The 13,925-nt window shown below is 40.9% G+C and carries 11 protein-coding genes; 10 read left to right on the forward strand and 1 reads right to left on the reverse strand.

What is annotated here, in order from left to right:
• Positions 1 to 32 precede the first annotated feature (32 nt).
• From D7322_RS17760 to D7322_RS17780, 5 genes are all read left to right on the forward strand, one after another.
• Positions 33 to 1,004, forward strand: coding sequence for a polyprenyl synthetase family protein (locus D7322_RS17760; RefSeq protein WP_121125589.1), 972 nt, complete (start codon positions 33 to 35; stop codon positions 1,002 to 1,004).
• On the forward strand, positions 1,004 to 2,056 hold the full coding sequence (locus tag D7322_RS17765; protein ID WP_121125590.1) for a TerC/Alx family metal homeostasis membrane protein: 1,053 nt from the start codon (positions 1,004 to 1,006) through the stop codon (positions 2,054 to 2,056). Before D7322_RS17760 ends, D7322_RS17765 begins: the two co-directional genes overlap by 1 nt.
• A 199-nt stretch (positions 2,057 to 2,255) precedes the next feature.
• Positions 2,256 to 3,443, forward strand: a complete 1,188-nt coding sequence (locus tag D7322_RS17770; RefSeq protein WP_121125591.1) for a C1 family peptidase — start codon at positions 2,256 to 2,258, stop codon at positions 3,441 to 3,443.
• 113 nt (positions 3,444 to 3,556) lie between these two features.
• Complete coding sequence (locus D7322_RS17775; RefSeq protein ID WP_121125592.1) at positions 3,557 to 4,795, forward strand: thioredoxin family protein; 1,239 nt, start codon at positions 3,557 to 3,559, stop codon at positions 4,793 to 4,795.
• 258 nt (positions 4,796 to 5,053) lie between these two features.
• Positions 5,054 to 6,292: a thioredoxin family protein gene (locus D7322_RS17780; RefSeq protein WP_121125593.1), complete on the forward strand. Its 1,239-nt coding sequence runs from the start codon at positions 5,054 to 5,056 to the stop codon at positions 6,290 to 6,292.
• A 106-nt stretch (positions 6,293 to 6,398) separates the two neighbouring features.
• On the opposite strand, the gene D7322_RS17785 is transcribed toward D7322_RS17780, so the two are convergent.
• Positions 6,399 to 8,522 (reverse strand): prolyl oligopeptidase family serine peptidase, encoded by a 2,124-nt coding sequence (locus D7322_RS17785; RefSeq protein ID WP_121125594.1) that lies wholly within the window; start codon positions 8,520 to 8,522, stop codon positions 6,399 to 6,401.
• 215 nt (positions 8,523 to 8,737) lie between these two features.
• On the opposite strand from D7322_RS17785, the gene D7322_RS17790 reads away from it, so the two are divergent.
• The 5 genes from D7322_RS17790 to prfA all read left to right on the forward strand — a co-directional run bounded on the left by D7322_RS17790 (position 8,738) and on the right by prfA (position 13,858).
• Positions 8,738 to 10,906 carry a M1 family aminopeptidase gene (locus tag D7322_RS17790; protein ID WP_121125595.1) on the forward strand — a complete coding sequence of 723 codons (2,169 nt, stop codon included), beginning with the start codon at positions 8,738 to 8,740 and terminating at the stop codon, positions 10,904 to 10,906.
• Positions 10,907 to 10,964: 58 nt separating this feature from the next.
• Positions 10,965 to 11,720, forward strand: coding sequence for a UDP-2,3-diacylglucosamine diphosphatase (locus D7322_RS17795; RefSeq protein WP_121125596.1), 756 nt, complete (start codon positions 10,965 to 10,967; stop codon positions 11,718 to 11,720).
• Positions 11,702 to 12,283 (forward strand): Crp/Fnr family transcriptional regulator, encoded by a 582-nt coding sequence (locus D7322_RS17800; protein WP_183078744.1) that lies wholly within the window; start codon positions 11,702 to 11,704, stop codon positions 12,281 to 12,283. Before D7322_RS17795 ends, D7322_RS17800 begins: the two co-directional genes overlap by 19 nt.
• 73 nt (positions 12,284 to 12,356) lie before the next feature.
• Positions 12,357 to 12,686, forward strand: a complete 330-nt coding sequence (locus D7322_RS17805; RefSeq protein ID WP_108636081.1) for a DMT family transporter — start codon at positions 12,357 to 12,359, stop codon at positions 12,684 to 12,686.
• A 98-nt stretch (positions 12,687 to 12,784) separates the two neighbouring features.
• Positions 12,785 to 13,858 (forward strand): peptide chain release factor 1, encoded by a 1,074-nt coding sequence (prfA, locus tag D7322_RS17810; RefSeq protein ID WP_104385093.1) that lies wholly within the window; start codon positions 12,785 to 12,787, stop codon positions 13,856 to 13,858.
• Positions 13,859 to 13,925 lie beyond the last annotated feature (67 nt).

Here is a 13,925-nt window from a genome sequence, read left to right on the forward strand (position 1 = left end):
GCTTTAACTTTTTTGGTATTTCATTCCAATTCATGTCAAAATTAACAGAGATCCAACGCCCTATTATCCACGAACTTGAGGCTTTTGAAAAGAAATTCAAAGCATCGATGAAAAGCTCCGTTCCATTGTTGGACCGTATCACGCAATATCTGATCAAACGCAAAGGCAAACAAATGCGGCCAATGTTTGTCTTTTTCTCAGCGGGCATCTGCAATGGGATTAATGAATCGACTTACCGGGGCGCCGCTTTGGTTGAATTATTACATACAGCTTCACTGGTGCATGATGATGTTGTTGATAACTCGTATGAACGTAGGGGCTTCTTTTCCATCAATGCACTCTGGAAAAATAAGATCGCGGTGCTGGTAGGTGATTTCTTGCTTTCAAGAGGTTTGTTGCTTTCTGTAAAACATCAGGATTATCACCTGTTAAAAATTGTTTCAGAAGCAGTTGACCAAATGAGTGAAGGTGAATTACTTCAGATCGAAAAGGCCCGCAAACTGGATATCGAAGAATCCATTTACTTTGAAGTCATACGGAAAAAAACAGCTTCGTTAATCGCATCCTGTTGTGCCTGCGGCTCGGCTTCATCCAATGCAGATCCAGAGACGGTGAACAAACTCCATCAATTTGGCGAAAAAATTGGCATTGCATTTCAGATTAAAGATGACTTGTTTGATTTTGGATTAGATGATGTAGGAAAACCGCTCGGCAATGATATCAGAGAGAAAAAGATGACTTTACCCTTGATTCATGCCTTAAATCAGACAAGTTCCAGCGAAAAGCGGAGGATCATCAATCTGGTTCGAAACCATAATGAAGATCCGAAAAAGGTTGCTGAAGTGATTGATTTTGTACGCAACAGCGGTGGGCTGGAATACGCAACGCACAAAATGCTGGAATACCAACAAGATGCTTTTCGGATCCTGGAGGATTTCCCTGATAACGAATACAAAGAAGGATTATTACAATTGGTAAAATATACAACAGAAAGAAAAAAATAATGAGTCACGAATTAATGTTTTTTGGAGGTTTTTTAATCTTCATTGCACTGATGCTAGCCATTGACCTTGGATTATTCTCCAAGGGTGATAAGCCTGTTAGCTTAAAGACTGCAGCAATTATGAGCGCAGTATGGGTATTGTTCTCTTTAGGCTTCTATTGGCTACTACGCCATTATGGATTTGAATTGCATAATATCCATGATTTAAATCATCTACAAGAAGTCATCACCAAACATCACCACGAGATCAAAATTATTCCCGGCGATCTGGCGGCAAGTTTAGACGTCTATAATAAAAACTTGGGTTTGGAATATTTGACAGGTTATGTGGTTGAATATGCACTTTCTGTGGATAATATTTTCGTAATGGTACTCCTGTTCACTTCATTTGGAATTCCTGAACGCTATTATCATAAAGTTTTGGTCTGGGGTATTTTGGGTGCAATCATTATGCGGTTCTTATTTATTTTCCTAGGGGCAACCCTGATCGCTAAATTTGGCTGGATTCTATATGTCTTTGGTGCTTTCCTAGTCTTCACTGGTGTCAAAATGTTTATCAACCGCAATCAAGAGGAAGAAGTCGATCCGCAAAACCACCCTGTTGTCAAATTTGCCTCTAAATATTTTAAGGTAACACCAAAATTGGATGGTGGTCATTTTTTCCATATCGAGAATGGTGTAAAATACATGACCCCCTTATTCTTGGTCTTATTAGTAATTGAATTCACTGATCTTATTTTCGCAGTGGATTCTATCCCTGCCATTTTCTCGGTGACCAAAGATCCGTATGTGGTGTTCTTCTCAAATATCTTCGCCATCCTGGGATTACGCTCCATGTTCTTCTTATTGGTCAATATTATTCATAAATTCCAATATTTAAAAGTTGGTCTGGCATTTTTATTAGTCTTTATTGGTTTGAAGATGTTATTGCATCACTGGCTGGCAGAAGTTGGCTTTACAACGACACATTCTCTGATTGTGATCATCAGTATACTTGCCTTAAGCATTATTGCTTCGCTGCTCTTTCCTAAGCACAAAGAAATTGCAGAATAAACATACAAACAAAGGGTCGTAAAAATTACGGCCCTTTGCTTTTCAATAGTTTAAGCCTAGTTTTTACGCCTATAAGCCAACCTAAAAAAGGGCTGAATAACAGCCTCTTTTTAAGAACAATTATTTTACAGAGGAATTTACCTTACTAAATTTAATTTATTTAATTTAGCACCACTTTAAATTAACAAAATACGAACAAATGAATTGGAATAAATCGATTGTACTAGCCGCGTCTCTTTTTGCAGCTTCATTCCAAGTACAAGCACAGGACAATTTGATCAATGCCTTAAAAGCAAATCAAAATGACAATAGCAAATCTGGGTTTACATTTACAGAAGTTATCAATTTAGGTAACACCTCGATCAAGGATCAAGGTTCTTCAGGTACATGTTGGTCTTATTCAGGAAACTCGTTTTTAGAATCCGAGATGATCCGTATGGGTAAAAAACCTGTGGAGATCTCTCAGATATATACAGCACGTAATACGTATTTAGATAAAGCACGTACTTATGTACGTCTTCATGGCGGATTATCTCTGGGCGAAGGCGGTCAATTCCACGATGTGCTGAATTCATTCCGCAAATATGGTACGATGCCCCAATCGGCCTATACTGGTCTACACTATGGCAGCACACGCAATAACTTTGGTGAAATGACCTCTATGCTTGACGCAATGTTAGGTTCGATTGTAAAAGGTAAAACTTTGACTCCGAACTGGGAAAAAGCCTATACGGCAGCAATGGACTCTTACTTAGGTGAAGTTCCTGAAAAATTCGATTACAACGGTAAATCATATACGCCACGTACATTCGCAGACCAGGTCATTGGTATCAATCCAGATGATTATGTTGGCATTGCCTCAGTTACTGACCACCCTTATTACAGCCAATTTGTTCTTTTAATTCCCGACAACTGGTCATTTGACCGTTTTTATAACGTCAAAATGAACGATTTAACGGACATCATCGATAATGCTTTACAAAAAGGGTATACTGTTGCATGGGCAACTGACGTGTCAGAAAAAGGATTCTCCTGGAAAAACGGCGTTGCTTATGTACCGGAAAAACCATTCGAACAAATGAGCGAGCAAGAAAAAGCCAGCATGTTTGTAGGCCCTAAACCAGAAATGAAAATTACGCCAGAGGAGCGCCAGAAAGCTTTCGACAATTGGCAAACAACAGATGATCACGGTATGCATATCGTAGGTCTGGTGAAAGATCAAACCGGAAAAGAATACTATATCGTTAAAAACTCCTGGGGAACATCCAATGACTACAAAGGATATCTGTATGCTTCCAAAGAATTTGTACGCTATAAAACAACATCTTTACTGTTACATAAAGATGGTCTGACCAAAGATTTAAAATCAAAGATAAATATCAAATAAGCGATTTAAAGACCCTTTAAAACACCTCTGAAATTAATCTTTCAGAGGTGTTTTTGTTTTCAGATTAATTTGATAACTTAAACATAAATTATAAATCTAGTTGTTCAGTGAGTATGAGAAGTATAATCACATTATGCCTTGCAATTTTATTTGGGAACTTAGCACAGTCCCAGACCAAAGGGGTGAAATTTGTAGAAGGATTAAGTTGGAAACAGGTCAAAGAAAGAGCGAAGGCAGAAAATAAGTTTATCTTCGTAGAACTTTTTGCAACCTGGTGTGGCCCCTGCCAATACATGAGTAATGAAATTTTCCCTTTGGAACAGGTTGGTGAGCCCATCAATCAAAATTTTATCAGTATCCGGGTTCAGATGGACTCCACCGAAGCGGACAATGCTGCTGTCAAGAAATGGTACGCTGATGCCCGTGCTATTTCCAGTGAGTACAATATCCAGTCCTTTCCAACCTTTTTGATCTTCAATCCAAACGGGGAAGCGGTACACCGCATTGTTGGTGCGAGCGATGCCCCTGAGTTTGTCGAACATGTATCGGATGGACTGTATCCGGAAACACAGTATTATACCCTATTAAAAAAATTCGAAAAAAGGCCTCAGGATATCTACACGGCCAAACAGATGTTAAAAGCGGCAAACATTGCTTATGATGAGAATACCGCCCGTAAAGCAGAGAATACTTTAGCCAACTCCTTGGGCACCGACGAGCTTTTTAAGAAAGAAAATGTACATATTCTATTGGCTGCTGCCAAGTTTACAAATTCAAAAGCTTTTAACTTGATTCGCAACAATAAGGAAAAAATAGATATTCTGCTGGAATCTCCGGGAATCGCCAACCGTACACTGGCAAACGTCGTAGTCAATGAGCTTTTTCAAATTAAAATAGACGCCAAACACGAGCCTAACTGGGATAGTTACCAAAGCGAGCTATCCGCAAAATATCCGGACATAGACTTTGTCCCAATGTTTAAAAAGATCAGGGCACACTATTATCTTCAGGTCAAGAACTATGTGGCCATGAAAAATACCATCAATGATTATCTATCGTCAGAGGATTTTACTGCCCATCAATTGAATACCTTTGCATGGACAATCTTTAATAACAGCAGCGATCCCGAATGTATCGACGCAGCGATCAGCTGGAGCAAAAAATCGATCATAGAGGATCCCAGTTCTGCATTCTTAGATACATATGCCAACCTACTGTATAAAAAAGGTGAAAAAGACAAGGCGATCAAGTGGCAAAATAAAGCCATAGAAATGGCCAGTGACGACGATCGACCGATCTATCAGGAAACATTGGACAAAATGACCAAGGGGATAAAAACCTGGGAAAATTAAAGCTCTCCTTCACGGATCCCCGCGTTTGACTTTTTAATGAATATGCTTTAAATGCAATGGCCGGACCTCTAACATGTGGTCAATAAAATAAGGCAATGTCGCCGAGGCATTGCCTTATTTTATTGACCAGGATTCTAATTCGACAGATGTATCCATCGATGTCTCAAAATAGTAAACTCCTTGATTAATTTTTTTTCACAATATTTTTCTTGATCGCAATTTTTATTCCGTAAATTAACACCTAAATATCAACGGATTATGAAAAAGTTAATTTTAATGTTACTTCTGATTCCATCGCTCCTATTTGCGCAGAGTGAAGGTGTAAAATTTGAGCATGGCCTCAATTGGAATCAGATAAAAGAAAAAGCGGCCAAAGAAAACAAATTTATTTTTGTGGATTGTTTCACCACATGGTGCGGTCCCTGTAAGTATATGGCAAGTACAATCTTTCCACAGGCAAAAGTGGGAGATTTCTTCAATGCTAAATTTATCAACGCCAAAATCCAGATGGATAAAACCAAGGACGACAGCGAGGAAATAAAATCCTGGTATGCAGAAGCAGATCGTTTTGCCAAAGATTATACAGTAAGAGCCTATCCTACATTCCTGATCTTCGATTCAAAAGGCAATCTTGTCCATCGGATTGTTGGTGGCGGAGAAGCAGATGCTTTTATCGCTAAAGCCCAAAAAGCGCTAGATCCAAACACCCAATATGAAACCCTATTGGCGAAATTCAATGCTGATCCACAAAATGCAACAATTGCAAAAGCCATGGCAGCAGCTGCAAAAGATGCCTATGATAAAGAAACACAGGCAAAAGCAGAAGGTATAGTACTATCCACCCTATCGACAGACCAAATCTTTACAAAAGACAATGTGGAGTTATTGCTTTCTTCGGCGAGCATAAAGGATTCAAAAGCGTTTAACTTGATAAAAGATAACCCCGCTAAATTTGATGCAGTCAGTGAAAAAGTCAAAGCAAATGATTTTCTGTCGAAACTACTGATTGGTGAGGCTGTCAATACCAAAATACAAGCAAAAGAAGCGGTAGATTTTGCGGCCATTGAAAAAGAACTGGCTCAAAAATATCCTACCATCAATACCGAAAAAGCGAGTTTGGAAATGCAGCCCCGTTATTTTGCTTACACGAAAAATTTTCCAGGACTAAGAGATAGCTTCAATAAATATATCGCAAAATATGGTTCAGCGATTACTGCAGGACAACTGAACGACATGGCCTGGTCAATTTTTGAAGGCTGTGATGACCCTGCCTGTTTAAAGGCCGCTGCAGAATGGAGCAAATTATCGCTTGAGAAAGAGAAAGATGCACCGATGTATTTAGATACCTTTGCAAACCTTCTTTACCGATTAGGAAACAAAGAGCAAGCCATTAAAACACAGGAAAAGGCGATCTCACTTCTTACAGATGCCACACAAAAAGAACAATATGTGGCAACTTTACAAAAAATGAAAAAAGGCGAAAAGACCTGGCAATAATATATCGTCTATAAAAAAAGGAAAGGCCCCGATCAATTTACATTGATCGGGGCCTTTCCTTTAACCATATTCAGCGGTCACTTTCAAAGGAAAGAGTATTACTACCTTATTTTAGTTCTTTAATTCCCATATTCCAGAGCGCAAAAGCATACTTATCAACCGTACTATTGATCAACACCTCGGTAGATCGGCCGGCACCATGTCCTGCTTTGGTTTCAATACGGATCAACACTGGATTATCACAGGCCTGTTTCGCCTGCAGCTCGGATGCAAACTTATAGGAGTGCGCAGGAACAACGCGGTCATCATGATCTCCGGTCAATACCATGGTTGCCGGATAACAAACACCTGCTTTCACATTGTGCACGGGTGAATAGGCTTTCAGATAGTCAAACATTTCTTTGCTGTCAGCAACCGTACCATAATCGTATGACCAGCCCGCACCTGCCGTAAAAGTATGGTAACGCAACATATCCAACACACCAACCTCTGGTAGTGCTACCTTAGCTACTTTAGGGTCAATGGTCATTGTTGCTCCGACAAGTAAGCCACCATTGGAACCTCCCGACAATGCGGTGTATTCAGGTGAAGTATAACCATTTTCCTGTAAATAATGAGCCGCAGCGATAAAATCGTTAAACACATTCAGTTTATTGAGCTGTCTACCGCCATCATGCCATTTTTGACCATATTCACCACCACCACGTAAATTGGGAACAGCATACACACCTCCATTTGCCAGCCAGACCGCAACGGAAGTACTGAAAGCCGGAGTAAGGCTGATATTAAAACCACCATAACCATATACAATCGTTGGATTTTTTCCATTCAGGGCGATGCCTTTTTTATAGGTAATAATCATAGGTACCTTTGTTCCGTCCTTGGAGGTATAAAACACCTGCTTAGATTCATATTGATCACTGTCAAACTTGACATTCGGTTTGATATAAAGAGTCGATTGTCCCGAGTTGACATCAAACTTATAGCTTGATGAAGGCGTAATATAATTCGAGAAACCAAAGTAGATCTCTTTTTCCTTTTTCTTGCCCGAGAAACCACTTGCTGTTCCTACACCCGGCAATTCGATCTGTCTGATTTTTTTACCGGTATAGTCGTATTGGATGACAGCCGAGACGGCATCCTTCAGGTAATTTGCGAATAGATAACCACCACCGGTGCTGATCGAAAGTACATTTTCAGTTTCCGGAATCACATCTTTCCAGTTTTCCCTGGCCGGATTTTTCAGATCAACTTTGACTAATCTATTGTTGGCCGCCTTATAATTTGTTTCCAATAGAAAAGTATCCCCGACATTATCGACTACGCCCGTATTTGCATCAAAATGATCCTGTAGGCAGATGATCTTGCTATTGGGTTTACTCAGATCTTGGTAATAAAGCTCATTACCCGAAGTTGTATTGGCGGCAGAGATAATCAAATAACGCTGATCATCAGTTAATGAAGCGCCTACATAACGTCTCGGCGTTGCCGATCCGCCAAAAATCAGCTGATCCGTAGATTGCGCCGTTCTGAGCTTATGGTAATATAATTTATGCTGATCCGTCTTCTCGGATAATTCCGATCCTTTGGGTTTATCATAGCTTGAATAGTAAAATCCGTCGTTTCCTTTCCAGGCGATGCCCGAGAATTTCACATCCACAAGTGTCTCCCCAACGGGAGCTTTATCCTTAGCATTTAACACAATCACCTTTCTCCAGTCTGAACCTCCCTCAGAGATCGAATAAGCAACCAGACTTCCATCCTTTGAAAAAGAAACGTCAGCCAAAGAAGTAGATCCATCTTTTGAAAAGGTATTCGGATCAAGGAAAACCTCCTCTGTACCATTCTCACCTTGTTTACGGTAAAGTACGGAATGCTGCTGAAGTCCATTATTTTTAAAGAAATAGGTATATGCACCCTCTTTGAAAGGAGTTCCTATTTTTTCATAATTCCAGATTTCCGTCAGCTGCTCTTTCAATTTTGTCCGGAAAGGAATGGTATTTAGATAATCAAAAGTGACTTTATTTTCGGCTTGGACCCAACTTTTAGTTTCTGCTGACCGGTCGTCTTCCAACCAACGGTAGGGATCTGCTACTTTCTCGCCCCAGAATTCGTCAACAACAGAGCCTTTGCTCGTCGTTGGATATTTCAACTGTTGTCCACACACAGTAGTTGCTGTACCAGCCATACCGATCACCATCAGGATAAGACCAATTTTTTTGTTTATCATAAAAAACTTTATACTTGTTTCACCCAAAAATAACAAATATAATTTCAGATTTCATAACGATAGCTTAAAGTAAGTATCATGATCAGGGCATCTTGAACAATAACTCTCGCCTTCAGACCAAAGGTCGGATCTTATCCTGATGAAATTTCCAGAATCCTTATTTTTACATCAGCTGAATTTTTTTTAGCTTTATTTAATCTCTTAAATATCCAACAATGCGCAAAAGAATCGCTTTCCTTTACTTGGCCATGTCCCTTTCTGCTTTCGGTGTGAGTCAAGCGCAACAGCTTTCGATAGATCAGCAATATCGTACTACCTCGACCAAGGTCAACAACCTTGTCCATACCAAACTCGATGTCCGTTTTGACTATAAAAATCAATTTCTGAATGGGAAAGAATGGATTACGCTGCAGCCACATTTCTATCCAACAGACTCACTTCGCCTGGACGCCAAAGGCATGGATATCAAACAGATTGCACTGGTCAATGGGCAGCAGCTCGTTCCCCTAGAATATACTTACGACGATAATTCTCTTCTGATCAAACTGGACCGAAATTATCTTTCAAACGAAAAATATACGGTATACCTGGACTATACCGCCAAACCGAACCTACTCAAAGTACAGGGAAGTGCAGCGATCAATGATGCGAAAGGACTTTATTTTATTAATCCCGACGAACGGACAGCGAATAAACCGCGACAAATCTGGACTCAGGGTGAAACAGAGGCGTCCTCGGCCTGGTTTCCAACCATTGACCGCCCCAACCAAAAGACGACAGCCGAAATTTCAATGACCGTACTGGATCATTATGTCAGTCTGTCCAATGGTGCTCTGGTCAACCAGCAAAAAAACAACGACGGAACACGTACCGATACCTGGAAAATAGACCTACCTCATGCGCCTTACCTCTTTATGATGGCCGTAGGAGATTTTAAGATTTACCGGGATAAATACAATAATATTCCTGTGGATTACTACCTGGAGCCGAAGTATGCCCCATATGCGAAAGATATCTTTGGTAAAACCCCTGCCATGATGGATTTCTATGGTAAAACCTTGGGCGTTCCCTATCCGTGGAACAAGTATGCACAGATCGTCTGTCGCGACTATGTCTCCGGCGCCATGGAAAACACCACGGCAACGCTGCATGGCGAACATGTACAAAAGACCAAAAGGGAACTTTTGGACGAAAATGAAGAAGGCACCATTGCCCATGAGCTGTTCCATCAATGGTTTGGTGATCTGGTTACCGCCGAATCCTGGTCCAACTTAACGATGAACGAATCTTTCGCAACCTTTGGCGAGATCATCTGGCATGAGCATGACGGTGGCAAAGAAAAAGGGGATAAATCAAGATTCGAAAAGCTACAGTCGTACCTCAAATCAACGCAGAACGGTAATAGCCCAGCACTTGCACGTTACTATTACCACGACAAAGAAGATATGTTTGATCATATCAGCTATGCCAAAGGTTCGTTGATATTATACGCCTTAAAGGAACAGATGGGCGATAAAGCGTTCTATCAATCACTCAAAAAATACTTAACGGAAAATTCTTTCAAAACCGGCGAGCCACAGCAATTACGTCTGGCCATGGAAGAAGTTACTGGTAAGGACTGGGCACCTTATTTCAATCAATGGTATTACAAAGGCGGCCATCCGATCCTCAACGTAACACACAAAAATGAGAACAACACACTTGTCCTCAACATCGATCAAGCACAAGATTCCAGCGTTCAAACATTTCAATTACCACTCACGATTGACATCTATACCAAAGAAGGCAAAATCAGCAAAACGGTACAGCTCAACAAACGTACGACACAGCTGACCATTCCCTTGGCAAGTCCCCCTGAATTTATTGATATCGATCCCCAAAAAACGCTTGTCGGCGAGATCCGGATCGACAAAAGCGATGCGGATTATCGTTATCAATATAAACATGCACCATCTTTTACCAACCGTTTTACCGCATTACTATTTGCAATGAAAAATCCGAAAACAACAGTTGGACAGGAGATACTGACAGCGGCCTTGGCTGATCCCGATGCAGATCTGGCAGCGATGGCCATTCAGGGCACAGATCCAACCGATCCTGCTGTTAGGAAATCAACGGTGAACATCATTGCTTCATTGGCTGAAAAATCCACAGCCTCGGTCGTACGCGCTTCTGCAATCCGCAAGCTGGGACAGATCAAAGATAAAAAGTATAAAAACTTGCTGTTTAACGGAGTTAAAGATCAGTCTTATATGGTTATCGCCAGTTCACTCATGGCCATTAAGGATGCCTATCCTGATCAACTTCAGCAGGCAGCCAAGAACATAGACCCCGAAGCTTCGGAATATTTGAAATCCCTCCTGACAGATCTGTCCAAATTGTAAAAAATATATTGTGGAAGCGAATTTTGTATTCGCTTCCATTTTCTTTAGATTTGGGCACATGTCAACAAGAAAAAAAATCTATTTTGCCTCAGACTTCCACCTTGGATCCTATCCACTGGAGCGCTCCCGCGAAAGAGAACAGGCTATTATTCAGTGGCTCGACGAAATCAAGGTCGACGCAGCACAGCTCTACCTTGTTGGCGATATTTTCGATTTTTGGTTTGAATATGCGACCGTGGTACCCAAAGGCTATATCCGCTTTCTGGGCAAACTGGCAGAAATTGCCGATCTGGGTATCCCGATCACTTTATTTAAGGGTAACCACGATATGTGGATGTTTGATTACCTCAAAAAGGAATTAAATGCGCAGATCATTGACAATGAACTGGAGCTTGAACTTGGCAATAAACTTTTCTACATCCATCATGGGGATGGACTAGGCTCCGGGGACTACAAGTATAAATTGCTTAAGAAAGTATTTCGGAGTCGTTTCTGTCAATGGTTATTTGCTCGATTGCACCCCAATCTAGGGATAGGTATTGCCACCCGATGGTCCAAACATAGCAGGCTTGCCAACAATGAAGATGAAAAATTTCTCGGTGAAGACAAAGAATGGTTGATCGGTTATGCGAAAGAAATCGAGCATAAACAACATCACGACTTCTATCTGTTTGGCCATAGACACCTGCCCTACGATCTAAGGCTCAATGCGGAAAGCCGTATTGTTAACTTGGGGGAGTGGATCAATTATTATACTTACGCAGTATGGGATGGGGAAACTTTACGTTTAGAAAAATGGGAGAAAAAGTTGTAATTTCTTTAGCAGACTGCTTTCAGGGTTACCATTTTCTAAACCCCACGAGCATTGACCGGTTGGAGCAGATCAGTGAAAAGCTTATCTGTAAAAGGAATAGTGTACTGATCCGGCAGGATAAAATCCAGAAAGACATTTATTTCTTGGCTTCCGGATTAGCCCGTGTCTATTACGAAACTGCAGACCGACAGATCACACTCGATTTTGTCTCTCCCGGCGGCACATTAATCTCGATGAACAGCTATGTGCATGACACACCGGGCTACGAAAACATAGACCTCCTCGAAGACAGTATAGTCTACAAAATTGACCAGAAACAGCTATTTAGTCTCTATGAGAGCGACATAGCCATTGCTAACTGGGGCAGAAAAATGGCTGAACTAGAATTTATCAAAGCGGAACAGCGTACCATGTCCAAACTTTTTAATACAGCCCAGGAACGATACGCCGAGTTGCTCGAAAAATATCCTCAATATATACAACGGATCAAACTTGGTTACATTGCCTCTTATCTGGGCGTTAGCCAAGTGACCCTCAGCCGCATCCGGGCAAATATCCCTTAAAATTTTTAACATTTGTTAAAATTATTCTGCGGAAAAACGTAGACCTTTGTTCCTGAAACAAAAAAACAGATATATGAACTGGGTATTTTTAATTCTTGGCGGAATATGTGAAATTGGTTTTACAACCTGTCTAGGAAAAGCCAAGGATGCAGAGGGCAGTGAGCAATGGCTCTGGTATGGAGCCTTTGTTGTCTTCCTATTTGCAAGTATGGGCTTGTTGATCAAAGCAACACAGACACTTCCGCTCGGAACAGCCTACGCTGTATGGACAGGTATCGGTGCTGTCGGAACGGTTTTAATGGGTATTATCTTCTTTAAAGAACCTGCAGATTTCTGGCGCATATTCTTTATTTTCACGCTGATTGCTTCCATTGTTGGACTAAAAGCAGTTTCCTCTCATTAATAGCTGGCTAGGTAGTTCAAAAGCAACAAAATTTCCTTACTTTTGTACTCTCAATAGTAATCTAGGTCATAAATTCCTGGAAGAAGCATTTTTGATATATGTTAGATAAATTACAAGCGATCAAAGAAAGATGGGAAGAAGTGGAAGCTGAATTAAGCAACCCTGACACCATGCAAGATATGAAACGTTTTGCCAAATTGAATAAAGAATACAAAGATTTGGGCAAAATCGTGGATCAATACCATATTTATAGAAATATGGTCAGTAATATTGATACCAATAAAGACATCATCATGAACGAGAAGGATCAGGAACTTCGTGAGATGGCCAAGGAAGAGCTGGATATTTTATTGGTTGAAAAAGAAGAAAAAGAAGAAGAAATCCGTTTGATGCTGATTCCTAAAGATCCTGAGGATGCCAAAAATGCCATTATCGAGATCCGAGGTGGAACCGGCGGTGACGAGGCGGCTTTATTTGCCGGAGACCTTTACCGTATGTACACCCGTTATTTTGAAACAAAAGGCTGGCGCAATGAGGTGATGGACGTTACCGAAGGAACTTCAGGGGGTTATAAGGAGGTTATCCTTAAAGTGATCGGCGAGGATGCTTATGGTCAACTGAAATACGAGTCTGGTGTACACCGCGTACAACGTGTCCCTGATACAGAGACACAAGGACGTGTACATACATCAGCTGCGTCAGTTGCCGTATTGCCAGAAGCAGAAGACGTGGATGTTGAGATCAATCCGGGTGATATCGAATTACAGACATCCCGCTCGGGTGGTGCCGGAGGTCAGAACGTCAATAAAGTAGAAACAAAAGTACAATTGACACATAAACCAACAGGTATTGTTGTTGTTTGTCAGGTTGAACGCTCCCAGTTGGCCAACCGTGAGTTAGCGATGGAGATGCTTCGTAACAAACTTTATGAACTTGAACTGAACAAAAAGAACGGTGATATTGCTGCAAAAAGAAAAACTTTGGTGTCCACAGGTGACCGTTCAGCAAAAATCCGTACCTATAACTATCCACAAGGTCGCGTAACAGAGCATCGTATTGGTATGACGATGTACAACCTACCGGCGATTATGGACGGTGATATTCAAGGAATTATCGACGCATTACAATTTGCAGAGAATGCGGAGAAGATGAAAGACGGTCAAGTAGACTAGTTTTTTTCAAAAAATCTTTGCAGATACGTAAACAAACGCTATATTTGCACACCTTCTGAGGAGAAGG

The organism is Sphingobacterium puteale, assembly GCF_003627955.1.
GTDB classification, from domain to species: Bacteria; Bacteroidota; Bacteroidia; order Sphingobacteriales; family Sphingobacteriaceae; genus Sphingobacterium; species Sphingobacterium puteale.